The 23,596-nt window shown below is 72.9% G+C and carries 16 protein-coding genes; 8 read left to right on the top strand and 8 right to left on the bottom strand.

All coding sequences use genetic code 11. The annotated features are described in order from the left end of the window. Positions 1–42 precede the first annotated feature (42 nt). Positions 43–684: an acyl-CoA thioesterase gene (locus ACWCWD_RS34045; RefSeq protein ID WP_450779024.1), complete on the top strand. Its 642-nt coding sequence runs from the start codon at positions 43–45 to the stop codon at positions 682–684. Between the two features lie 30 nt (positions 685–714). Here ACWCWD_RS34045 and ACWCWD_RS34040 read toward each other — a convergent pair whose 3' ends face one another. Next, positions 715–2,214: an LCP family protein gene (locus tag ACWCWD_RS34040; RefSeq protein WP_450779022.1), complete on the bottom strand. Its 1,500-nt coding sequence runs from the start codon at positions 2,212–2,214 to the stop codon at positions 715–717. Between the two features lie 199 nt (positions 2,215–2,413). On the opposite strand from ACWCWD_RS34040, the gene ACWCWD_RS34035 reads away from it, so the two are divergent. Next, entirely contained in the window at positions 2,414–3,436 is a 1,023-nt protein-coding gene (locus tag ACWCWD_RS34035) for a glycosyltransferase family 2 protein (RefSeq protein WP_450779020.1), read from the top strand. 81 nt (positions 3,437–3,517) lie between these two features. On the opposite strand, the gene ACWCWD_RS34030 is transcribed toward ACWCWD_RS34035, so the two are convergent. From ACWCWD_RS34030 to ACWCWD_RS34015, 4 genes are all read right to left on the bottom strand, one after another. After that, entirely contained in the window at positions 3,518–5,233 is a 1,716-nt protein-coding gene (locus ACWCWD_RS34030; RefSeq protein ID WP_450779018.1) for an LCP family protein, read from the bottom strand. A 49-nt stretch (positions 5,234–5,282) separates the two neighbouring features. Continuing rightward, the gene (locus ACWCWD_RS34025) at positions 5,283–7,064 is read right to left on the bottom strand and encodes an LCP family glycopolymer transferase (RefSeq protein ID WP_450779017.1); all 1,782 of its coding nucleotides are present in this window, start codon (positions 7,062–7,064) and stop codon (positions 5,283–5,285) included. Positions 7,065–7,288: 224 nt separating this feature from the next. After that, a complete protein-coding gene (locus tag ACWCWD_RS34020) occupies positions 7,289–8,644 on the bottom strand; it encodes an LCP family protein (protein ID WP_450779015.1) in 1,356 nt (451 codons plus the stop codon). A 167-nt stretch (positions 8,645–8,811) separates the two neighbouring features. Then, entirely contained in the window at positions 8,812–9,564 is a 753-nt protein-coding gene (locus ACWCWD_RS34015) for a TIGR03089 family protein (protein WP_450779013.1), read from the bottom strand. A 139-nt stretch (positions 9,565–9,703) separates the two neighbouring features. On the opposite strand from ACWCWD_RS34015, the gene ACWCWD_RS34010 reads away from it, so the two are divergent. The 3 genes from ACWCWD_RS34010 (at position 9,704) to ACWCWD_RS34000 (ending at position 13,657) form a co-directional block, all read left to right on the top strand. Then, positions 9,704–11,227, top strand: coding sequence for a peptidoglycan recognition protein family protein (locus ACWCWD_RS34010; RefSeq protein ID WP_450779011.1), 1,524 nt, complete (start codon positions 9,704–9,706; stop codon positions 11,225–11,227). An 81-nt stretch (positions 11,228–11,308) separates the two neighbouring features. Continuing rightward, positions 11,309–12,400 carry a sugar phosphate nucleotidyltransferase gene (locus ACWCWD_RS34005; RefSeq protein ID WP_450779009.1) on the top strand — a complete coding sequence of 364 codons (1,092 nt, stop codon included), beginning with the start codon at positions 11,309–11,311 and terminating at the stop codon, positions 12,398–12,400. Between the two features lie 234 nt (positions 12,401–12,634). Further along, on the top strand, positions 12,635–13,657 hold the full coding sequence (locus ACWCWD_RS34000) for a DNA-3-methyladenine glycosylase family protein (protein ID WP_450779007.1): 1,023 nt from the start codon (positions 12,635–12,637) through the stop codon (positions 13,655–13,657). A gap of 33 nt (positions 13,658–13,690) precedes the next feature. Here ACWCWD_RS34000 and ACWCWD_RS33995 read toward each other — a convergent pair whose 3' ends face one another. The 3 genes from ACWCWD_RS33995 to ACWCWD_RS33985 are packed head-to-tail and all read right to left on the bottom strand — an operon-like array spanning position 13,691 to position 16,545. Further along, positions 13,691–15,046, bottom strand: a complete 1,356-nt coding sequence (locus tag ACWCWD_RS33995; RefSeq protein WP_450779005.1) for a coenzyme F420-0:L-glutamate ligase — start codon at positions 15,044–15,046, stop codon at positions 13,691–13,693. Beyond that, positions 15,043–15,999: a 2-phospho-L-lactate transferase gene (cofD, locus tag ACWCWD_RS33990; RefSeq protein WP_450779003.1), complete on the bottom strand. Its 957-nt coding sequence runs from the start codon at positions 15,997–15,999 to the stop codon at positions 15,043–15,045. Before cofD ends, ACWCWD_RS33995 begins: the two co-directional genes overlap by 4 nt. Before the next feature lie 45 nt (positions 16,000–16,044). Next, positions 16,045–16,545, bottom strand: coding sequence for a cysteine dioxygenase (locus tag ACWCWD_RS33985; protein WP_450779001.1), 501 nt, complete (start codon positions 16,543–16,545; stop codon positions 16,045–16,047). A 788-nt stretch (positions 16,546–17,333) separates the two neighbouring features. On the opposite strand from ACWCWD_RS33985, the gene ACWCWD_RS33980 reads away from it, so the two are divergent. The 3 genes from ACWCWD_RS33980 to ACWCWD_RS33970 all read left to right on the top strand — a co-directional run bounded on the left by ACWCWD_RS33980 (position 17,334) and on the right by ACWCWD_RS33970 (position 23,582). Next, positions 17,334–17,597 (top strand): WhiB family transcriptional regulator, encoded by a 264-nt coding sequence (locus ACWCWD_RS33980; RefSeq protein WP_003968728.1) that lies wholly within the window; start codon positions 17,334–17,336, stop codon positions 17,595–17,597. Between the two features lie 508 nt (positions 17,598–18,105). After that, positions 18,106–22,035, top strand: coding sequence for a glycosyltransferase (locus tag ACWCWD_RS33975; RefSeq protein ID WP_450778999.1), 3,930 nt, complete (start codon positions 18,106–18,108; stop codon positions 22,033–22,035). Next, entirely contained in the window at positions 22,032–23,582 is a 1,551-nt protein-coding gene (locus ACWCWD_RS33970; protein WP_450778997.1) for a DUF5719 family protein, read from the top strand. Before ACWCWD_RS33975 ends, ACWCWD_RS33970 begins: the two co-directional genes overlap by 4 nt. The last annotated feature ends 14 nt before the right edge of the window (positions 23,583–23,596 follow it).

Raw genomic sequence — 23,596 nt, 5'->3', positions numbered from 1 at the left:
GATGCAAATTCGGTCACGCATCGGCCGCATACAGTGGACGGTATGACAAAACTGGCCAATCGCCCCCAGGACGGAAGCAGCCCCGAGGACGGAAACAGCCCCGTGGACGGAAGCCGTTCCCGGACCAGCACGGACGGCGGTGACGGCCGCGACGGTGCCGGTGACCTCCCCGGCAAGCCCACCGAGGCGTCCCGCACCACCCTCAGCCACATCATGACCGGCACCGACACCAACCTCCTGGGCACGGTGCACGGCGGCGTGATCATGAAGCTGGTGGACGACGCGGCCGGGGCCGTGGCCGGCCGGCACTCGGGCGGGCCCGCCGTGACCGCCTCGATGGACGAGATGGTCTTCCTGGAGCCGGTCCGGGTCGGCGACCTCGTGCACGTACGCGCCCAGGTGAACTGGACGGGCCGCTCCTCCATGGAGGTCGGGGTACGGGTGATGGCCGAGCGGTGGAACGAGTCGACCCCCGCCCAGCAGGTCGGCAGCGCCTACCTCGTCTTCGCCGCCGTCGACGCGGACGGCCGTCCCCGGCCCGTACCGCCGGTGATCCCCGGCACCGAGCGCGACAAGCGGCGCCACCAGGAGGCCCAGATCCGCCGTACGCACCGCCTCGCCCGGCGCCGCGCGATCAAGGAGCTGCGCGAGCAGCGCGCCGCGGACGGCATCGACGAGAGCTGACCACGGCCGCGGACGAGCTCTCCGCCGGAGTCACGGGCAGACGACCTCGTCGCCGGTGACGGCGTGGAACGTGCCCCGGGGTACGGTCTCCGCCCGCACCGGCACCACCGCCTTCCAGTCCGCCCCGACCGTCACCCGCAGCGTGGCGCCCTGGCCGGGCGCCGCCCGCAGCTCGCTGCCGGGCAACGCCGTGGCCAGCGACTTCGCCGAGCGGTCCCAGCGCGGGTCGTAGGTGATCAAGGTGCGCGCGAGGTCGCGGACCGGGCCGTTGAGGGGCGCCGTGGTGGTGTTGAAGCCGGTGGCGCGCAGGGCGTCGTCCAGTTCCTTGCCGAGACCGGCCCGCGGCGTGCCGTTGTAGACCTGGACCCGGATCTGCTGGGGCGCCACGTCCACCACCGTGGCCTTCGACTCCGAGGGAGCGGCGGACGGCTTCGCTGCGGTGAGCGGCCTGTCCTCGCGCAGGGTCCGGAACAGCGCGTCCGCCCGCGCGGTGTCCCACTTCACGGTCGACCCGATCCCCTTGACCGGGAAACTCGGGTCGCCCACCGGGACGGAGGCGAACTCCGACGAGGCGGCGGTGAACCCGCGCATCGCCGAGCCCAGCTCCAGCAGCTGCTCGGTGCCGAACCCCTCGTCGGCCCGTACCGACCCCAGCATCGCCGAGACGACCTGCTGGAACTTCACGGGGTTCAGCAGCACCCCCTTGCTGGTCGCCCGCTCGATCACCGCGGCGACGAACTTCTGCTGCCGCTGCATCCGCCCCAGGTCGGCCGCCCCGTCGATGTGCCGCGAGCGGACGTACTGGAGGGCCTGGCCCCCGTCGAGCTCGTGGGTGCCTGCGGGGAGGTTCAGACCGGTGTACGCGTCCTTCAGCGGCCGTACCGTGCAGATGTCCACGCCGCCCAGCGCGTCCACCGTCTTCATGAAGCTGGTGAAGTCCGCCTCCAGGTAGTGGTCGATCTTGATCCCGGTCAGCTGCTCCACGGTGCGCACGGTCAGGTTCGGCCCGCCCTCCGCGTAGGCGGCGTTCAGCTTCACCGGGTGCGCGGCGTGCTGCTTGCCGGTCGTCCCGTCGGTGTGCGCGGGGATCACGGCGTAGCTGTCGCGCGGCAGGCTCACCACGCTCGCCCGCCGCCGGTCCTGGGAGAGGTGCACCAGCATGAGGGTGTCGGTGCAGTGGCAGGGGGCGCCGCCGAGCCGGTACTTCTTCTTCTCCGCCGCGGTGATGCTGTCGCGGCCGTCGGTGCCGACGAGCAGCAGGTTCGTCCCGCGGCTCCCGGGGGGCCGGTTCTTCATGTCCCGGAAGGGGTCCACCCGGTCGATGCCGGTCTCCAGCCCGGTGACCAGCGCGTGGCCGATGCCGCCCGCGCCGAGCACCAGCACCGAGAGCCCCGTCGCCAGCCGCATCCCCCAGCGGGGCCGTTCGTCCTGCCGCCGCGATCTCGGCGGCCTCCCGGACGGCGCCGGACCGCGCCGCGGCGGGGTGCGCCGGGGACGCGGTGGACGGGGCGGCCTGGGCGGCGTGGTCACGAGGGGGAAACCTCCTGGGCGTGGGCAGACCGTCCGTACGGTAAGTCCATACGATCTCCTCTCCGGGCTGCGACCCGGCGGGACGCGCCGTTGTCCCCCGTAAGCGGTAACGTGGCCGCGCGCACCACCTGTCGATCAACCGCCGTCTCCCGTGGTGCGACCCGGAGCCCGGCGCCCCCGAGGACCCCCCGAGGACCACATGTCTGCCGCGCAGTACCCCGCCGTCTCAGTGATCATGCCGGTGCTCGACGAGGAGCGGCACCTGAGGAACTCGGTCCGGCACATCCTGGAACAGGAGTACGCCGGTGAGATGGAGGTGGTGATCGCGCTCGGCCCGTCCAAGGACCGCACCGACGAGATCGCCGCCGAACTGGTGCGCGAGGATTCCCGCGTCCACACCGTCCCCAACCCCACGGGCCGCACCCCCGCCGCCCTCAACGCCGCCATCGCCGCCTCCCGCCACCCGATCGTGGTGCGGGTCGACGGGCACGGCATGCTCTCGCCCGACTACATCGCCACCGCAGTCCGCCTCCTGGAGGAGACCGGCGCCCAGAACGTCGGCGGCATCATGCACGCCGAGGGCGAGAACGCCTGGGAGGACGCCGTCGCCGCGGCGATGACCTCGAAGATCGGCGTCGGCAACGCCGCGTTCCACACCGGCGGCCAGGCGGGCCCCGCCGAGACCGTGTACCTCGGAGTCTTCCGCCGCGAGGCGCTGGAGCGGGCCGAGGGGTACAACGTCGAGTTCATCCGGGCCCAGGACTGGGAGCTGAACTTCCGCATCCGCGAGGCCGGCGGCCTGATCTGGTTCTCGCCCGAGCTGAAGGTCCAGTACCGCCCCCGCCCCTCGGTGCGGGCGCTCGCCAAGCAGTACAAGGACTACGGCCGCTGGCGGCACGTCGTCGCCCGCTACCACGCCGGCTCGATCAACCTGCGCTACCTCGCCCCGCCGACCGCCGTCTGCGCCATCGCCGCGGGCATCGTCGTCGGCGCCGCGGTCACCCCCTGGGCCTTCCTGGTCCCCGCCGCCTACGCCGCCGCCATCACCGCCGGATCGCTGCCCGCCGGCAAGGGGCTGTCGCTGAAGGCCCGCGCGCAGATCCCGGTCGCCCTCGCCACCATGCACATGTCCTGGGGGTACGGCTTCCTCACCAGCCCGCGCTCGCTGGCCCGGCGCGTCATCGCCGGCCGCCGCCCGTCGCTGAGCGAGCAGACCGCCTGACGGCCCGCCAGGGCCATGAACAACGAGGGAGGGGCTCCACCGCGACGGTGGAGCCCCTCCCTCGTGTGCGTGGTCCCGCGCCTACCAGGTGAAGTTCGGGTTCACGTGCATGCAGGCGTTCTCGTCGTCACCGTTGAGGGCCTTCGCCGATTCGGGGGTCTTGTCGTCCTTCGCGGCGGGGTAGCTGCCCCCGTCGCGCCAGTCGGCACCGACCGCCAGGGAGATCCCGGAGACGTCGGTCGACTGCTTCACCAGCGACACCGGGATGCCGAGCGCCTTGGCCACCGCCTGGGCGTCGCCCTCCAGTTCCGCGCTCGGGTACAGGACGCTGGTCCGCGCCGAGGCGGTGATGTCCGAGGAGTCGAGGGTGGCCCGGACGAAGCCGGCGTCCTTGAGCAGGTCCCGTACGTCACCGGCGCGGCCCGACGCCGGACCCTGCGTGTCGGACGCGGTCGCGTTGCGCACCGCCACGGCGATCTCGTCGACCGGCGCGGACGGGTCGGTGGGCGTGGGCGAGGCCGTCGCGGTGGGCTTGGACGCCTTGCCGCCGTCGAGCGGGACGTCGTCGCGCACCATCCGGAACAGCTGCTCGGCGTCGCCCGGCTTCGGAAGGACCCGGTCCTTGAGCGCCCCCGTGCCGTAGACGTTCGGCATGGTGGTCATCGTGATCCGCTTGGTCGGAACCTTCTTCAGCTCCCCGGCCAGGTCGTACAGCCCCTTCGGGTCGAGGGCCTTGTCGACCGTGAGCGCCTTGCTGGCGGCCTCGGCGAGGTCCATCAGCTTCCCGGGATCGGTCAGCTTGGTGCCCTTGCGGAGCTCGCGGACCATCGAGTTCAGGTACTGGTGCTGCGCCTGCTCCCGGCCCAGGTCCGTGTTGTCCTCGAAGCCGTAGCGGGTCCGCAGCCACTGGAGGGCCTGCTTGCCCTTGATGGAGGTGGTGCCCTCCTCCAGCTTGAGGCCGGAGCCCGAACCGGTGCTGTTGTGCGAGTAGATGTTGGCGTCGACACAGACGGGTACGCCGCCGACGGCGTCGGCCATCGACACCACACCGGCGAAGTCGATCATCATGAAGTGGTCGATGGTGATGCCGGTGAGCTCGTACCAGGCGGCGACCGTGCAGCCGGGGCCGCCGCGCCCCAGGCTCGTGTTGGTCATGACCAGGGACGTGGACGCCTCGTAGACCTTGCCGGTCTTCGGGTCGGTGCACTTGGGCATCTTCAGCATGGTGTCGCGCGGCATGCTGACCACGGAGATGTTGCTGCGGTCCGCCGAGACGTGCAGAAGCATCTGCACGTCGGCGAGAGGGGTGGAGTTGAAGGTCTCCTTCGCGCCGCCCAGCTTCTGGTTGGCCGCGGTGTTGCGGGCGTCGGAGCCGATGATCAGGATGTTCAGCGGAGTCTGACCGGCCGCGTTGGCCTTGTGCTCGGTCATCTTCTTGTCGCCGAGGGTCAGGTTCTCCTTCTTTATGTTGTGGTTCAGGTGCTGGTAGTACACGTAACCGGCCGCGCCGGTGGCGAGTATCAGCAGGGAGAGCACCGAGGCGACCCACCGCAGGACGCGGTGCTTGCCCTTCCTGGGCTTGCGCCCGGACGGTTCGGCGCCGCGGCCGGCCTTGTGGCCCTTCCGCGGGCCCGGGACGGTGCCTGAGCCCCCCGTACCGGATCCGGGCTTCCCGGCTTCCCCCGTACCGTCCCCCGCCGCTTCCCCGTCGGCGTAGAGACTGTCGTCCCAGCCGAGTTGATCGGCCTGCTGGACGCGTGGTCGCGTCCCCTCCCCGGGCGTACTGTTCCGTCCCAACGGGACCCCCCTGCTGCTCAGACTCTCGCGGTGGTGCGGCGAACGGGTTTCACTCGCTGCACACCGCCTTGTCGGCGCTAGCCCTCTGGATGTCGGTGGGCGCCGTGGCGGGTGCGTCGACGGCGACCCCGGCCCCCTTGAAGTCGGCGCCGAGCGTCAGCGTCATCGCTTCCAGCCCTTCGGCGTCCGTGGTGCCCTGCTTCAGCGCCGAGGCGGGCAGCCCCATCATGTCGGCGAGCGCCCGGGCCTGGTCCGCCTGGTTGGGCGCGTACTCGAGCGTCGTCTTGGCGATCTTCTCCGGCGCGTTCGCCTTGTTGGTGGACTTCAGCACGCCCTTTTCGAGCTGGAGCCAGCTGACGGTGGCTCCGGCCGCTCCGGAGATCTTCCCGCCGTTGTACACGTCCACCCGCACGTCGGCGGCCTTCGCCCGCGCCCCCTCCAGCAGGGCGTCCTGCGCGCTCTTCTGCTTCGCGGCGTCGGCCTTCTGCTGCGCCGCCACCTCGGTGAGGGAGACGTCCTGACGCATCGTCTCGAAGAGCTGCTCGGCCTTGGTCGGATGGACGACGACCGTGACCGGCTGCGGCTCGTCCGGGTTGTCTATGACCGGCACCGTGGTGAAGGTGATGTTCTTCGCCGGGACCTTGGAGAGCTCCTTGGCGAGGGTGGTCAGCTTCGCCACCGAACCGATGCCCGAGTCGACCGTGAGCGCCTTGGTCGCCGCGTTGGCCAGCTTGAAGAGCTTCGTGGGGCTCGTCAGGGTGTCGTCCGACTTCATCTGACGGATCATCGAGCCGAGGAACTGCTGCTGGACCTTGATCCGGTCCAGGTCGCTCTCGTTGCCGAAGCTGTGCCGGGTCCGCAGCAGTGCCAGGGCCTGCTCGCCCTGCACTTTCGACTCGCCCTTCGGCAGCTTGAGGTGGGACTTGGAGTCGTTGATCGGTTTGGCCATGCAGACGGTGACGCCGCCGACCGCCGTGGAGAGCTCCTTGACCGCGTTGAAGTCCACCATCATGAAGTGGTCGACCGACAGGCCGGTGAGCTCCTTCACCGTGCGCATGGTGCAGCCGGGGTCGCGGCCCTCCTGGCCGAGGCTGATGTTGAAGCGGTCGTTCGGCGTTCCGGGGATGACCTTGGTGGTGCCGTCCTCCTGCTTCGTCTCGCAGTCGGGTATGTCCATGACCAGGTCGCGCGGGATGCTGAGCGCGGTCGCGTTGGTCCGGTCCGCGGAGACGTGGAAGAGGATGTTGGTGTCGGCGTGGCCGGCGCTGCCGGCGTCGCCGTAGCCCTCGTTGCCCTTGCCGGTGCGCTTGTCGGTGCCGATGATCAGGATGTTCATCGGGCCGGAGCTGGTGACGTTCTTGTTGCCGGCGGAGCCCACGTCGACGGTGCCTATGTTGCCGTTGAAGTGCCGGTAGAGGGCGTAGGCGCCGCCCGAGCCGGCGACGACGAGGAACGCCGTTATGCCGCCGGTCCACACCAGCCACTTCTTCTTGCCGCTCTTCTTCGCCCTGCGGGTGCGGCGTCCCGCCGGGGCCTCCGCCGCGCGCTTGGGCCCGCCCGCCCGGCGGCTGCGCTGGCCGGGAACCCGCTCGTCCCCGCGCGCTGCCGAGTCCTCGCCCGATTCGGGAGAGGGCGCCCGGCGACGGCCGCCCGGACGGGGTTCTCCGGCGCTCGATTCGTTTCGGCCCCGCGGAATGCGAGGACCTTCGCCCACTCGCGGAGAATGCTCTTCGGAGTGGTTCAGTCGCAGTTCGTAATTGCCGGTCTGCGGGTTCAGGACCCACTGGTCCGCGGGGTCGATATCGTCCCGTCCACGGCTTTGCGCATCCACGGTTGCCTGGGTCCTCCGTCGGTGCCACGCGAGGCGCCTTCCCCGAAAAGGCGCTCCGAATCTGCGTTCCAGAAGTGCGCGGCCGGAAGGCCGGACGCACCGGATCGCGTCACACTATCCGCCCGTTCCGGAGTGCAGCGACGAGCGTGACACATTCCACGGCCCCTACAACCGGGCATTCCGCCCATTCCGCTCCGATTGTGCCGTTCCGCTTGGGAATTGCTTTACCGCTTACACAGGTCATCCGCAGCATTCGTACCCGAGTAAGTGGGGTTCGGCGTCGCCCTGGCCGCACCGGATGCGGTTCCGGGCGCCGCTTCCGCCCTTTCCGCCGGGGTGGGGCCGTTGCCCGAATTCTTGGCCGGTACGACGGTGACCGGAGCGTCCTCGCGCAGTTGCTTGAAAAGCCGGTCCGCGTCCGGTTGCACCAATTCGTCCCGATTCGCGTTCTGTCGGTAGGGCCGACGCGGGACGGTCAGGAACTGCACTTTGTCCGTCGGTACGTTCCGCATTCCTCGGACCAGTCCGTAGAGATCCCGCAGCGAGTCCAGTCCGGCGTCCGTCGTCAGCGACTTCGTGGCCGCGTCGAGAACCGGGTAGAGCCGGGTCGGATTGAGCAGGACACCATTGCTCTGCACCTTGTTCACCAGGGCGGCGAGGAATTGCTGCTGCCGGTTCATCCGCTCGGTGTCGCTGCCGTTGCCCAGCGACTTGCGCGCGCGTACGTAGCCGAGCGCCTGTTCGCCGTCGAGCGTGTGCCGTCCGGCGGGGAGCTTCAGATGCGCCGCCGGGTCGTCGATGGGCTCCCGGAGGCAGATCTGCACGCCGTCCACCGCGTCCACCATGTCCTTGAACCCGCTGAAGTCCACCACCATGTGGTGGTCGACGCGGATCTTCGTCATCAGCTCCACGGTCCGTACCGTGCAGGCCGTGCCGCCGATCTCGAACGCCCAGTTGAACTGGGCGGTCTGCGCGCCGGTCGCCTTGCCTCCGGAGCCGTGGCAGCTGGGGATCTCCACCATCAGGTCCCGGGGCACGGACACCGCGGTGGCGCTCTCCCGGTCCGCCGCGAGATGCAGCAGGATCACCGTGTCCGAGCGCTGCGCCCCGCCGTTGTCCCGGCCGTACTTCCGGTTGTCCCCGGCCCGGCTGTCCGAGCCGATGAGCAGGATGTTCTGGGCGTCCGTCACCAGGGCGGTGGGGCGCTCCCGCTCGTACGCCCGCAGCTCGGCCTCGGCGCCGGTGTCCGTGCGGATGTTGCCGTCCAGCTTCCGGTACAGCCACCAGCCGACGCCCGCCGCGGCCAGGAGGACGAGCGACGCGCCCAGCGCGGTCCAGCGCACCCAGTGCCGCTTGTGGCCCTGGGGGCGCACGGCCTCGGGGCGGGCCGCCCACGTCCCCGGCCCACGGCCGTCACGGCGCCCGCCGTCACGCGATCCGCCGTCCTGTGGACCGTCGTCCCGAGGCCCGTCGTCCCTGCCCCCGCCGGTGTCCGGGCCGCCGGGGCCGTCGGAGCCGGGGCCGGGTTCGGCGCCCGGGTCGGGGTCGGGGTCGGCCGGCGTGCCAGCGCTGTCGGTCACGTCTGCGTCCATCCTCGGGAGGTCGGTACCGCCGATGATGTACCCGAGTCGCCGCCCAGCCCCGGGGGACCGGGCCCGCGAGGGGCCGGACGAGTGACCCTCGCGGCGCTTTTCATACCGGTGCGGTCCGGGCCCTCCGTGCGGGCCCGGGCGCCGGGCCCGGCCGGTCAGACCGCGCGGTGGGTGACGCGCTCGCTCTCCACCCGCTTCGCCAGCCCGTTCTCGTCCAGCTGCCCGAGATGACGGCAGAGCACCACCGAGCCGCCCGACGCCAGCGGCGCCCAGAGCCCGGCGGCGAGCCCCTCCCAGCTGTCGTACGAACGCCCCGACAGCAGCCGTGAACCGGGCGCGAGCCCCAGCCCGGCGGCCTCCTCGCGGGCGCGGGCGACGAGCTGCGCGCCCGTCAGCTCCGTGCCGTCCACGACGAGCGCGGGGGCGTCCGGGTCCACCGGCTGGAAGGGGGCGAACCGGTCGCCCTGGCTCGGCACCTCGACCGCGTAGTCGGCGAAGCCCTCGGGCGCGACGGGGAAGCGTCCGCCCAGCGGGCGCAGCGCCAGGGCGATGCGCTCGCCCCGGCAGGCGCGGGCCCGCTCCACGGTGTCCGGGCCGGTCACCACGAGGTCGGCCGCCGCCGGGTCCCCGCCCACTTCGGCGACCACGCCGACCGAGGCGCAGGCCAGCAGCCAGACGGCCGACTGCCAGTGCGCGGGGAGCAGGAGAGCGAGCCGGTCGCCCGGTTCGGCGGCCAGGTCGCCCTGGAGCAGATTCGCGGTCTTGGCCACCCAATTGGCGAAGGTGGCGACCGAAAGTTCGACGCGCTCGCCGGTGGCGTCGTCGTAGAAAGTGACCAGGGGGCGGGCCGGGTCCGCGAGGAGCGCGGATCGCAGCAGGTCGGCGGGGGTGCGGTCGCTGGCGTTCATCCGCGCAAGCGTACGCGGCGGTGGCGCCGGGCGGCCGGTGAACGGGGATGCGGGGCCACCGTTCGGCAGACGGGCCGTCAGGGCGATCGGGGGGTCTGTCGAGTGGCCGGGCGTATCAGCCTATTTGAGGATCAATGACATGCGTACTCTCCACGCCGCAACGATCGGCGTCACCTGTGCGGCCGCACTCACCCTCTCGCTCGCCGTGTCCACCCCCGCGCTGCCCGTGGCGCCGGCCTCGGCGGCCCCGACCGCCGACCCTCCCGGCTCGACGCAGTCCCTGCCGCTGGTGCCGCTCACCGAGAACCGGGCCGCGGGGGAGACGTCCGCCGTCGTGCCGCAGGGCCTCACCCCCAAGGAGGTCAAGCCCTTCTCCCTCCTCGGCGTCGTCTGGGACGACGCGGCGGCGGAGCTGCCCGGCACGGTCGAGGTCCGGACCCGCGCCACCTCCACCGCCCGCTGGTCCGGCTGGCAGTCCGTCGAGACGCACAACGACGAGCACGCGGCGGAACCCGGCACCCCCGAGGCCGAGGCGGCCTCCGTGCGCGGCGGGACCGCCCCGCTCTGGGTCGGCGCCTCCGACGCCGTCGAGGTACGGGTCCGGCCCGCCGTCACCGACCTGTTCGGCCGCGCCGCGGAACCGGCGGCCCTCCCGAAGGGCATGCGCCTCGAACTCGTCGACCCCGGCGCGGACCCGGTGCCCGCCCCCGCGAGCACGACGGCGACGGGCACGACGGCATCGGGCGAGGCCGGCACGACGGGCCCGGCCGGCACGACGGGTGAGGCGGGCACGGACGCGGCGGTCCCGCCCGACACGGACACCGCCGACGTCGCGTGGCTGCCCGCGCTCAGCCGCGCCCAGACGATCGCCGACGCGCAGGCCCGCGGGCTGGGGCTCCCGGCGGAACCCGACGACCAGGACGGGAAGGCCGACCAGGACGGGACGCTCGACCAGGACGGGACGCTCGACGAGGACGGGACGCTCGATCAGGACGCGAAGCTCGACGAGGGGGCGGACGCACCCCGGGCCGGGGCGGCGGTCGCCGCGGCGAAGCCGTACATCGGACCCCGTCCGGGCATCATCACCCGCAAGGGCTGGGGCGCGGACGAGAGCCTGCGCGAGCGTCAGTTCGCGTACACCACGACGGTGAAGGCGGCCTTCGTCCACCACAGCGCCACCGGGAACAACTACACCTGCTCCCAGTCGGCCTCCATCCTGCGCGGCATCTACCGGTACCACGTCAAGAGCAACGGCTGGCGGGACATCGGCTACAACTTCGCCGTCGACAAGTGCGGGAACATCTACGAGGGCCGGGCCGGCGGTGTCACCAGGGCGGTCCTCGGCGCGCACACCCTCGGCTTCAACACCAACACCATGGGCATCGCGGTCCTCGGCAGTTTCGCCAGCACCAACCCGCCCACCGCGGCGGTGAACGCCGTCGCCAAGCTCACGGCCTGGAAGCTCGGGCTCTTCGGCATCAACCCGAAGGGCACCGTCACCCTCGTCTCCGGCGGCGGCAACAGGTACAAGAAGGGTAGTTCGGTCAAAATGAACGCCATTTCCGGGCACCGCGACGGATTCGCAACCGAATGCCCCGGGGCACGTCTCTACAAGAAGCTCGGCACGACCCGCACCACGTCGGCCCGCCTCCAGGGGCGCTGACCGGGGGCGGGCCGGCGGGTCTGCATACACTGGCCAGCCGAACGAGGCCCGGCCCCCGGCAGGAAGCAGAGAACAGACGCCGTGACAGAGGCAAGAGAAGCGATCCTCCTGGTCGGTGGGAAGGGCACCCGGCTCCGTCCCCTCACGGTCCGCACCCCGAAGCCGATGGTGCCCGCGGCGGGTGTCCCCTTCCTCACCCACCAGCTGGCCCGCGCGCGGGCGGCCGGCGTCGAGCACATCGTGCTGGCGACGTCCTATCTGGCCGAGGTGTTCGAGCCGCACTTCGGTGACGGTTCGGACCTCGGCCTGCACATCGAGTACGTCACCGAGCGCGAACCGCTGGGCACCGGCGGCGCGATACGCAACGTGGCCCACAAGCTCACCTCGGGCCCCGACGAGCCGGTGCTCATCTTCAACGGCGACATCCTCACCGGCCTGGACATCCGGGCCCTGGTGACCACGCACACCGACTCCGGCGCCGACGTCTCGCTGCACCTCACCCGGGTCCAGGACCCGCGTGCGTTCGGCCTCGTCCCCACCGACGCCTCGGGCAGGGTCAGCGCCTTCCTGGAGAAGCCGCAGACGCCCGAGGAGATCGTCACCGACCAGATCAACGCGGGGGCGTACATCTTCCGCCGCTCGGTCATCGACTCCATCCCCGCCGACCGGCCGGTCTCCGTCGAACGCGAGACCTTCCCCGGCCTGCTCGCCGCGGGCGCCCACCTCCAGGGCATGGTCGACTCCACGTACTGGCTCGACCTCGGCACCCCGCAGGCGTTCGTACGCGGCTCCGCCGACCTCGTCCTCGGCCGCGCCCCCTCCCCGGCCGTTCCCGGCCGCTGCGGCGAACGCCTGGTACTGCCGGGCGCGCAGGTCGCCCCGGACGCCAAGCTCAGCGGCGGCACGGTCGTCGGCGAACGCGCGGTGATCGGCGAGGGCGCCCGGATCACCGGCTCGGCGGTGCTCGCCGACGCGGTGATCGAAGCCGGGGCCGTCGTCACCGACTCCCTCGTCGGAGCCGGCGCCCGGATCGGCAGCCGTACGGTGCTGGCCGGCGCGGTCATCGGCGACGGCGCCCGGGTCGGCGCCGACAACGAACTCCGCGACGGGGTCCGCGTCTGGTGCGACGCCGTCCTCCCGGACGGGGCGGTCCGCTTCTCCTCGGACCAGTGACGCACGCGGACCGGTGACGCACGCGGACCGGTGACGCACGCGGACCGGTGACGCACGCGGGCTCGCGTACCCGTGACGCACGCGGACCGGTTCGCGCACCCCACGGGCCGGGACTTCGGCATGTGAGGCACCCGGGGCCGGTGAGGTACGTCTCCGGGTCCGGTGGTCCCGGAGACCGGAGCCGTACCCTCGGAGGGGCACCCCCGCACCCCGAACCGCCGAGGACACCGACCCGTGGCAGGACGCTTCGCCCCCCGCACCGCGCGCACCGGCCTGCCCCGGCAGACGCCGGCCGCCGCGCGCGGGGGCGTACCCGCCGCCTCCGGGCCCGTCCCCGCGGAGGTCCCGCTGACGCGGGAGTGGACCCCGCCGGGCCCGCTCGACCTGCGCCTGGTCCTCGGGCCGCTGCGGCGCGGAACCGGCGACCCCACCTTCCGTACGACCGACGACGGCAGCTTCTGGCGGGCCACCCGCACCCCGGCGGGCCCCGGCACCCTCCGTGTCCGCGCGGTGCCCGGCGGCCGGGTCGGGGCGACCGCCTGGGGGCCGGGCGCCGACTGGCTCCTCGACCAGCTGCCCGAGCTGCTCGGTGCCACCGACGACCCGGACGCCTTCGAACCACGCCACCGGCTGCTCGCCCTCGCCCGGCACAGCCGCCCCGGGCTGCGCCTGCTGCGCACGGGGCTGGTGATGGAGTCCCTGATCCCGTCGATCCTCGAACAGAAGGTCACCACCACCGAGGCCTACCGCGCCTGGCGGCTCCTGGTCCGCGCGCACGGCACCCCCGCCCCCGGACCCGCCGCCGAGCTGGGGCTGCACGTCATGCCCGACGCGCGCACCTGGGCGCTGGTGCCGTCCTGGGAGTGGCACCGGGCCGGCGTCGACGCCAAGCGCTCGGCGACCGTGCTGCGCGCGGTACGGGTGGCCCGCCGCCTGGAGGAGGCGGCCGGAATGGAGCTGCCCGAGGCGAAGGCCCGGCTGGAACTGATCCCGGGCATCGGCCCGTGGACCTCCGCCGAGACCCTCCAGCGCTCCAACGGCGCCCCGGACGCGGTCACCACCGGCGACTACCACCTGCCGGGCATCGTCGGCCACGCCCTCGCAAACGACCGGCACGCCGACGACGCCCGGATGCTGGAGCTGCTCGCCCCCTACGAGGGCCAGCGCCACCGGGCGACCCGACTGATCCTTCTCTCCGGGGCGTCCCGGCCGCGCCGCGGCCCCCGGATGACCCCGGGCGACATCGCGTCGCTCTGAGCGGGGCAGGAAGCCGGGATCCGGGGCGGACGTTCAGCGCACCGTGAGGAAGTCCTCCGCGTCCCGGGGCGCCCGCTCGCGGGGCGCCGTCGCGGGACGGCCGATGGCCACCGCGCCCAGCGGGTCCCAGGAGTCGGGCAGGTCCAGCACCTCGCGCACCACGGACCGGCAGAACATCGTGGAGGACACCCACGCCGAGCCGAGCCGCTCGCCCGCGAGCGCCACCAGGAAGTTCTGCACCCCGGCCCCGGCCGCGACCACGAACATCTCGCGCTCCGCGGTGTCCCGCCGCTCGTCCCCGTAAGGGTGCGAGCCGTCCATCACCAGGCACGGCACCGCCAGGTACGGCGCCGCGCGCAGCACGTCGCCCCGGCGCACCCGCTTCGCGATCGACCCCTCGCTCTTCCCGTCGCGCCGCAGATCGGCGATCCAGGCGTCCCGCATCGCGTCGAGCAGCCGGGTCCGCGACTCCTCGGACTCCAGCAATACGAACCGCCAGGGCGTCGTGTGATGCGGCGCCGGAGCGGTCACCGCGGCGGCCACCGCCCGCCGGACCGCCCCCGGGTCCACCGGGTCGTCGGTGAACTCCCGGACGGTGCGCCGCAGCGTCACCGCCTCCCGGACCGCCTCGGACGTGCCGAGCCGGAACATGTCGTCGGCGGCGCCCCGCACCAGCGCCCGCGCCCCGGTCTCCTCCTCGGAAGCGGCGGAAGAGGCGGAGGCGGAGGCGTCGCCCGCGGTGACCACGTGCCCGAGCCCGCGCACCACCGCGACGGGCAGCCCGGCCGCCTTGCCCTTCACCAGGTCGCCCGCGGCGGCCAGCTCGTCGGCGGTGGCGACCACCGTCGCGTTCAGCGGATTGCCGTACGCGTCCGTACCGCCCCGCAGGTCGTCCAGGACCCGCACCCCCGCCGCGCCGATCGCCACGTCGGTCAGACCGGCCCGCCACGGCCGCCCGAAGGTGTCCGTGACGACGACGCCGACCTCCACGCCCAGCGTGTCCCGCAGCCCGTCCCGGATCACCCGGGCCGAACGGTCCGGGTCCTCCGGCAGCAGCAGCACCGTCCCGGCAGGGGTGTTCGAGGCGTCCACCCCGGCGGCGGCCATCACCAGGCCCTGCCGGTTCTCGACGATGCGCAGGGTGCCGCGCCGCGCCACCACGCGCACGGTCTCCGCGTCGATCGCGGCCTCGCGGTCGGTCGCCTCCATGATCCGGCCCTCGGCCTTGGAGACGATCTTCGAGGTGACGAGCAGGACGTCACCGTCGGCCAGCCCCGGTTCGGCGGCGGCGATCAGCTTGGCGATGTCGTCGCCCGCCCGCACCTCGGGCAGTCCGGGCAGCGCCCACACCCGGAACGAGGGAACCGCACCCGTCTCCGCCGTGCTCACGCCCGTACCTCCTCGGCCAGCGCCAGCGCCTGACGGGCCATCTCGGCCGTGGCGTCCACGTCCGTCATCATCAGCGGCACCGCACGGCAGCGGATCCCCGCCGCCTCCACCGCGTCCACCGCACCGGCGTCCACGGTGTCCACCAGCCAGCCGTCCAGCAGCCCGGAGCCGTAGTGCTCGGCCACAGCCGCCGCCGTCGACTCCACGCCGACCGCGGCCAGCACCTTGTCGGCCATCCCGCGCACGGGGGCGTCACCCACGATGGGGGAGAGGCCGACGACCGGTACCCCGGCCTCGGCGATCGCCTCCCGGATGCCGGGTACCGCCAGGATCGTGCCGATGGACACCACCGGGTTCGACGGCGGGAAGACGATGACGTCCGCCGCGGCGATGGCCTCCAGCACCCCCGGGGCCGGCTTGGACTGCTCCGCGCCGACCGGCACGATCGCCCGCGCCTCCACGGACGCCCGCAGCCGCACCCAGTACTCCTGGAAGTGGATGGCCCGGCTCTCGCCGTCGATCTCCACGGCCACATGCGTCTCGACCCGGTCGTCGGACATCGGCAGCAGCCGGACCCCCGGCTGCCAGCGGGCGCAGAGGGCCTCGGTGACCGCGCTGAGCGGGAAGCCCGCGCCCAGCATCTGGGTACGGACCACGTGGGTCGCGAAGTCGCGGTCGCCCAGCCCGAACCAGTCCGGCCCCACACCGTAGGCCGCGAGCTCCTCCTTGAGGTGGAAGCTCTCGTCGGTGCGCCCCCAGCCCTGTTCCTCGTTGATGCCACCGCCGAGGGTGTACATCACGGTGTCGAGGTCGGGGCAGACCTTCAGCCCGAACAGATGGATGTCGTCGCCGGTGTTGCCGATGACGGTGATCTCCGCGTCGGGTGCGGCCTGTTTGAGGCCACGCAGGAAACGAGCACCACCGATACCGCCGGCCAGAACCACAATGCGCATGCCTCCAGTCTGTCAGCCGGGCCGCCCCCTCCGCGGGGCGGGTTCTCAGGCCGGTACGGCGTCCAGGGCCGCGGGGGCGCACCGCGCGGTGTGCATCGGCATCTCGGTCAGGCCGGGGAAGTACACGTGCAGGCTGACGGCGGGCGCGAGGGAGTCGTTGACCACCTCGTGGACGTAGCCGGGTGCGAAGACCCGCTGGCCGTCGGCGCCGATGGTGCGGCTGCCGCGCTCGGTGCGCTCGGTCAACTCGCCCTCCAGCACGGTCAGTACGCCGGACGACGGGCCGTGGTCGTGGAGCCCGCTGCCCTGTCCGGGGACCCAGCTGAGCAGCCAGACCTCGTAGCCGGGGCCGGTGCGCAGGCGGTGGTACCAGCGGGTGGTGGCGTCGTACTGGACGAGCGGGGCCCACTGGGCGCGGTCGGCGGCGATGGAGCGGGCCAGTCCGGCGAACTCGGCCACGGTGGTGGGGTGTTGCTTCGGCGGCAGGAGCAGGTGCTGGACCTCCAGGAGGTCGCCGGCGATCTGCAGGTCGCTGTCGTTGTTCATGGATGCGGTGGTCCTCGGCATCGGTGGTGCGCGTGGGGGTGTGGCTCGGTGGTGGTGCCCGGGAGCCCGCGGGTACACGCCGGTACGGCGGTTTCCTGCGCGGGATGCCCCGGGGGCGGGGTGCTGGGGGCCCACGGCGTCCGGCCGCTGCCGCACCCGCGCGGGGTACGGACAAGGAAGCGGGAACTCGGATTCAGAGCGGGAGCACTGATCGGAGCCGGAGCCGCGAGGGCATCAACAGCAGCGACAGCTGGAACAGCAACAGCGGGCCTGGACAGCGGTGCGGAACCCACGGTCGTGGGTGGCGTACATCGCGACGGTCGCTGGCATGGTGCCAAGGAGACCGGCTCGTTCCCCGCGCTGTCAACTCGGCGTCCCATTTGGCGGCAATGTTTCACCCCTTCCGGTCGCCGGCACTGAAGAAAGGTTTGTGCACCGACGGGGCAGGACAGGTGGCGCATCATCCGGGGGCTCAAACCTCGCTGACGGTCCGTGACTCGTCTGTGATCTTGGTCGCTTCGGTGATCGAATCGAACCGGCGAGGAAACTCCGTTCGTCTCACTCGCTGAAGAAGCGAGGGGTGCCTGAGCCCTGGGCATATGTCACGTTTTTGGTGATTTGGTAACCTTCCGCGTATGTTTGGTTCCGCAGAGTGAATACCGGGGCCAATAGCAGAAGCTCGCTTGACCGGCTCAGAGCTACACACTTGTAATTTCACTCGTGTTGTTCGGCCGCACGGAGAGTGACGGTCACGTCACGGGGACGTAAGAGACAGACGAGGGGCGCACATGACCGAGCTGTTCCAGCAACTGCTGGTCGAGGACGCGGACGAGGAACTCGGCTGGCAGGAGCGCGCACTGTGCGCCCAGACCGATCCCGAGTCCTTCTTTCCCGAGAAGGGCGGATCGACCCGGGAGGCCAAGAAGGTCTGCCTCGCCTGCGAAGTCCGATCCGAATGCCTGGAGTACGCCCTGTCGAACGACGAGCGGTTCGGCATCTGGGGCGGACTCTCCGAGCGGGAGCGGCGGCGCCTGAAGAAGGCCGCGATCTGACCGGTACGGCTCCGAGGGCCCGAGCCCTCCGCGGCGCACGGGCCTGACGCACGGTCAACCCGACGGGCCGACCGTACGGCTTCGCATCTTCACGACACCTCCACCGCATCGCCCCGCCGCCTCCGGCGCGGCACCCGGCACACCACCCGGTACGACCGCAGGGCCGCCACCGCTCCGCACGGCCCCGCACCCATGAGCCCCACCCGTGCACGGCCTCCCGATGGCCCGTGGCCCAGACCCTTCCCCCCAGGGTCCGGACCACGGGCCATCGGCGTGACCGCACCCCGCCCGTACCCCGGCCGCACCCCGCCGGGCACCGCTGCCCGGCCTCCATACCCTGCGGGGTGCGGCCGGGGTTCACCCGCTCGGCGCCGTCGCCCCCGATCCGTACCGTTAGTGTGGGGCCCCGTCCGAGACACGCCAACGCCCCGCCGGGGCGCGCGTGTACACCGATGCAGCCTCACCGGGGGGAACGCCCCCGGAACCCGGCCGGAGGGCCCGTACCTCGATGTCCGTGCAGAGTCACCCGGCGGCGCCGAACGCGTCCGTCGCCCCAGAGTTCCCCCGGCACGTCGTCACCGCCGTGCTCGTCTCCCACGACGGCGCGCGCTGGCTGCCCGACGCGCTCGCGGGGCTGCTCGGGCAGGAGCGCCCCGTACAGAACGCCGTCGCAGCCGACACCGGCAGCGCCGACGACTCCGCGCGGCTGGTCACCGAGGCGCTGGGCGGTGACCGCGTGCTCCACCTCGCGCGCCGGACCGGCTTCGGCACCGCCGTCGACGAAGCGGTCCGTACCGCCCCGGAGCTGACCGTCGACGACCTGCCGTACCTCAAGCGCCCCAGCGGCTGGGACCCCGTCACCAGGACCTGGCGCGACGACGCCTACGACCTGCCGGAACTCCCCCACGGCGAACCCGTCCAGTGGCTCTGGCTGCTCCACGACGACTGCGCCCCCGAGCCCGACGCCCTCGCCGAACTGCTGCGCGTCGTCGACACCGACCCGCACGCCGCGATCGTCGGGCCCAAGCTGCGCGGCTGGTACGACCGCCGCCAGCTCCTCGAAGTCGGCGTCACCATCGCCAACAGCGGCCGCCGCTGGACCGGACTCGACCGGCGCGAACAGGACCAGGGCCAGCACGACCAGGTCCGTTCCGTCCTCTCCGTTTCCTCCGCCGGCATGCTGGTGCGCCGCGACGTCTGGGAGGAACTCGGCGGCTTCGACCGCAGACTCCCCCTGATGCGCGACGACGTGGACCTCTGCTGGCGCGCCCACCAGGCCGGCCACCGGGTGCTGGTCGCCCCCGACGCCGTGCTGCGGCACGCCGAGGCGGCCGCCCGCGAGCGCCGCCCCATCGACTGCGCCGGACGCTCGGTCGTCGGCCCGCACCGCGTCGACCGGGCCGGCGCCGTCTACGCGATGCTCGCCAACACCCCGGTCAAGAAGCTCCCCTGGGTGCTGCTCCGCCTCGTCGTCGGCACCCTGCTCCGCACCCTCGCCTATCTCGTCGGCAAGGTCCCCGGCCAGGCGCTCGACGAGGTCACCGGTCTCGTCGGCACCCTGCTCCGGCCGGGCAGGATCATGGCCGCCCGCCGCGCCCGCGGCAAGGGCACCGTCGACCCGGCCGAACTCCGCTCCCTCTTCCCGCCGCCCGGTGCCACCGTCCGCGCCACCGTCGAACAGGTCGCCGGCAACTTCGGCTCCCGCTCCGACGCCGACGCCGCAGGCGGCTCGCGCCACGGAGCCGTCGAATCCGGCCCCGGCGGCGACGACGCCGACTTCCTGGAGATCGAACAGTTCGCCCGGCTCAAGCGGATCGGCCGCAAACCCGGCCCCGTCCTCTTCGCCCTCCTGCTGTTCGTCTCCCTGCTCGCCTGCCGAGGCCTGCTCGGTGGCGGCGCGCTCGCCGGCGGCGCCCTGCTGCCCGCGCCCGACGCCGTCTCCGACCTCTGGAGCCGGTTCGCGGACGGCTGGCACCCGGTCGTCACCGGCTCCACCGAAGCGGCCCCGCCCTACCTCGGCGTGCTCGCCGCCGTATCGGCCCTCTTCTTCGGCTCCACCGGCTTCGCGCTGACCCTGCTGCTCGTCTGCTCGGTACCGCTCGCCGGACTCACCGCCTACTTCGCGTCCCGGCCGCTCATCGAGTCCCGCCTGCTGCGGGCCTGGGCGAGCGTCGCGTACGCCTTCCTGCCCGCCGTGACCGGAGCGCTCGCCACCGGACGCCTGGGCACCGCCGTGCTCGCCGTGCTGCTCCCGCTGATGGCCCGTACCGCCGTCTCGGCCCACGGCCTGCGCGGCGACGGACGGGTCCGCGGCAGCTGGCGGGCCACCTGGGCCTTCACCCTGCTGCTCACCTTCACCACCGCGTTCACCCCGATCGTGTGGCCGCTCGCCGTCGTCCTCGGCCTCGGCGTGCTCGCCCTGCGCCGCCGGGACCTCGCCGCGTACGGGCTCCGCTTCCTCGCCACCGCCGGCACCCCGCTGCTCGTCCTCGCCCCCTGGTCGCTGAGCCTGCTCAGCCGGCCGTCCGGCTTCCTCCGGGAGGCGGGCCTGGACCTCGGCACGGGCACCGCCTCCGCGGTCGACCTGCTCTCGCTGAGCCCCGGCGGCCCCAAGGGCGGCGGCTCCGTCCTCTTCATCGGCATCGTGCTCGCGGCCCTCGCCGCTCTGCTGCGCGGCGAACGGCAGACCGCGATCCGCGCCGCCTGGGCCGCCGCGCTCGTCGGCCTGCTCTTCGCGGGCCTCAGCAACGGCTCCACCTGGGCCGGTCCCGCCACCCTCGTCTACGGAACCGCGCTGATCGCCGCCGCCCTGCTGGGCGCGGACGGGGCGCGCATCCGCGTCGCCGCCCTCAGCTTCGGCTGGCGGCAGCCGGTGGCCGCGCTGATCGCGCTGGCCTCCGCCGCCGCGCCGGTGGTGGCCGCCCTCGCCTGGATGGCGGGCGGCGCCGCCGGACCGCTGGAGCGGCGCGACCCGGTGCAGGTCCCCGCGTTCGTCGCGGAGGAGAGCATCACGGCGGACCAGCCGCGCACCCTGGTGCTCGGCGGGACCTCGGCGGGATCGGTCTCGTACACCCTGGTCCGCGGGTCCGGCGCCCGGCTCGGCGACGCCGAACTGACCGCGTCGACCGGCAGCGACAGCCACCTCGACAAGGTCGTCGCCAACCTGGTCGCCGGCTCCGGCGCCGACCAGGGCCACCAGCTCAGCGGGTTCGCCGTGCGGTACGTCCTCGTACGCGACGGCGCCCCGCGCGAGATGGCCCGGGTCCTCGACGCGACCCCCGGCCTCAGCCGCCTCAGCCAGCTCGACGGCAGCGCGCTCTGGCGGGTCGACCAGGACGTCGCCCGCCTCATGATCGTCCCGGCCTCCGGCGACGGCGAGGGCGTGGTGGTCCCCTCGGGCACCGTGGAGTCCCACACCAAGATCCCGGCGGGCGATGACGGCCGGCTGCTCCGCCTCGCCGACGCGGCCGACCCCGCCTGGCAGGCCACCCTGGACGGCAAGCCCCTCACCCGCAAGACCGTCGACGGCTGGGCGCAGGGCTTCGAGCTCCCCGCGTCCGGCGGCCGGCTCGACCTCACGTACGACACCCCGATCACGCACTCCGTGTGGATCTGGGCGCAGATCGGTCTCGCCGTGGTCCTCGTCGTCATGGCCCTGCCGGGCCGCCGCCGCGAGGTCGACGACGACCTCCCCGAGGACGCCGAAGCCGCTGCCGCCGCCGACGCGGCCGAGGGCGACGGACGCCGCGCCCGCAGGCTCCGCGCGGCCGCCGAGGCCGAAGCGGCCGCCGCCGCGGAGGCCGCCGAAGCCGCTTCGGCCTCCACCTCGGATTCCGCTTCCGCCTCCGCCGACGATGAGGGCCTGGCGCCGGACGCGTTCGGGAGCGGCGCGGACCCGGCCGCCGACGACCGGTCCGAGCCGGAGCCGTACGCCCCGGCGCAGGCCGACGGCGGCGCGTACATCCCGGCACAGGCCGGGGACGGCGACTACGTCCCGGCGCAGGCCGAGGGCGACGGCACGTACGCCGCGATTCCCCAGCAGGGTTACGCGGACTGGGACGGGCAGCAGCAGTACCAGCAGGCCGAGTACGCCCCCTACCAGGCGGAGCAGTACCCGGCGGAGCAGTACCAGCCCGAGCAGCACCAGCCGGAGCAGTACGGGGCCGACCAGTACGCGACCGACCAGTTCCAGCAGGTCGACCCCTACCAGCAGGCCGACCCGTACCAGCAGGGACACGTCTACGACCCGTACGGCTACGGGCAGCAGCAGCAACAGCAACAACAGCAGCAGTACCAGGGTTACGAGACCCAGGCCCCGTACGACCCGTACGCGGGGCAGCAGTACGGCGTCCACGACACCGACGAGCAGGTCGACCCGAACGCCCCGGACCAGGCGCCGTGGCAGACCCGTAACGCATCGCGAGGCGAGTCCGAGTGAAGTCCACCCCCCTGTCCCTCATCGCGGGCACCGTCGCCCTCGCCGCCGTCACCGGCTTCGCCGCGTTCAACGCGCCCGGCGGCTCGGCACCGGCGAAGGCCGCGTCGGCGTCCAGGCTGCCCGTCGAGCGGTCCAGCCTGCTCTGCCCGGCACCCAGCGACTCCGAGCTCGCTGAAACCGCGTACACCTCCTACACCCCGGCCGGGAAGGGGGCGAGCGGGGAGTCGGCCGCCGAGCTGAAGGAGACACGGCCCGTCACGGACGACGGCACCACCACCGAGAAGTCCGAGAAGTCCGAGAAGTCCGACAAGAGTGCCAAGACCGACAAGGCCGACGCGGGCAAGGCGGAGAAGACGGTCGTCGCGCTCAAGGAGGCAGGAAAGCCCGTCACCGCCGACGCCGACGGCGCCGACGCGCCCGCGCTGGTCGGCACCGCCACCGGCGCGCTCGCGCCGGGCTGGAGCGCGCAGCAGACCACCTCGGTCACCGCCGGCTCCACCCGGGGGCTGCTCGGCGTCAGCTGCACGGCGCCCGACACGGAGTTCTGGTTCCCCGGCGTCAGCACCGCCGCCAAGGCGCAGGACTACATCCACCTGACCAACCCGGACAGCGGCGCGGCCATCGTCGACATCCAGCTCTTCGGCCCGGACGGCGACCTCAAGGCGGACGTCGGCGACGGGATCGCCGTCCCGGCGCACTCCAGCGTGGCCATGCTGCTCTCCACCCTGACCGGCGAGGCCGTCGACGACGCCACCGCCCACGTCACCACCCGCAGCGGCCGGGTCGGCGCGGTGGTCCGGGGAGCCCGGGAGGACAGCGGCAGCGACTGGCTCACCGCCTCGGCGGACCCGTCCGCCACCGTGGTGCTGCCCGGCATCCCCGCCGACGCCACCTCGGTCCAGCTGATCGCGTACGCGCCCGGCGAGGACGACGCGGACCTCAAGGTGCAGCTGATCGGGAAGTCGGCGACCTTCTCCCCGGCCGGCAACGACACCCTGCACGTCAAGTCGGGGATGACCGCGAGCGTCGACCTGAAGAACGTCACCCGCAAGGAGCCGGGCTCGCTGCGGCTGACCCCTGTCGAGGGCGAACGGGCCACCCCGATCGTCGCCGCGCTGCGCGTGGTGCGGGGTACGGGCTCCGCGCAGGAGATCGCGTACATCCCGGCCACCCGGCCGGTGGGTGCCCGGGCGAGCGTGGCCGACAACCGGGCCAAGGGTTCGACCCTGTCGCTCGTCGCGCCCGGCGCCACGGCCCAGGTGAAGGTCACCGCCTCGGCGGGCAGCGAGGGCGGCGAACAGACCGTCAAGTCGTACACGGTCAAGGGCGGGACGACGCTCGCGTTCACCCCGCCCGTCCCGTCCGGTCTCAAGGGCTCGTACGCGCTGACGGTGGAGACGGAGTCGGGCGGCCCGGTCTACGCGGCCCGCACGCTCGCCCTCCCGGAGGACGGGGTGCAGATGTTCACCGTCCAGACGCTGCCGGACGACCGGGGCACGGTCGACGTCCCGGCCGCGGTGCAGGACCTGACGGTGCTGGACGACTGACGGCACGGGCCGGC

The sequence above is a fragment of the Streptomyces sp. NPDC001493 genome, assembly GCF_053597235.1.
This window is presented reverse-complemented; position numbering and strand designations above follow the sequence as displayed.